Source organism: Escherichia sp. MOD1-EC5189 (assembly GCF_002966045.1).
Classification (GTDB): Bacteria; Pseudomonadota; Gammaproteobacteria; order Enterobacterales; family Enterobacteriaceae; genus Escherichia; species Escherichia coli_F.
Genome location: NZ_PTRX01000121.1, coordinates 1 through 476, shown reverse-complemented (window position 1 = coordinate 476; position 476 = coordinate 1). Strand labels below are relative to the sequence as shown.

Annotated in this window: 1 protein-coding gene; it reads right to left on the bottom strand. The window is 57.1% G+C overall.

The genetic code is table 11. The features are described 5' to 3' along the window. Positions 1–476: pyridoxal-dependent decarboxylase (locus ATB02_RS25830; protein ID WP_241957653.1), on the bottom strand; the 476-nt coding region annotated here is incomplete at both ends.

The following is a 476-nucleotide window of genomic DNA, read 5'->3' as shown; positions in this document are numbered from 1 at the left end:
CGTTCAGAGAGGTCATACAGGGTGTATCCCGGATCTTCACCATCTTTCAGTTTGAAGCAAACCGCCGGGATGCCTTCATCCGGGCGACCGGTACAGATGAACTCATACGGCCCCAGTTTGGCGATTTCATCTGCCAGATAGGCAGCTACCTGGTAGGAAGCGTTCTGTACTTTGGTATAGCCTTCACGACCGAGGCGCAAGAACTCGTAGTACTGTGCAATTACCTGGCCCGCCGGACGGGAGAAGTTGATGGCGAAAGTGCCAATCTGACCACCGAGGTAGTCAACGTTGAATACCAGTTCCTGCGGCAGCGCTTCTTCGTCACGCCAGATAACCCAGCCGCAGCCCAGCGGAGCCAGACCGAATTTGTGGCCTGAAGCACTGATCGATTTCACACGCGGCAGGCGGAAGTCCCAGACGATATCCGGGGCGACGAACGGTGCCAGGAAGCCACCGCTGGCGGCGTCGATGTGCAT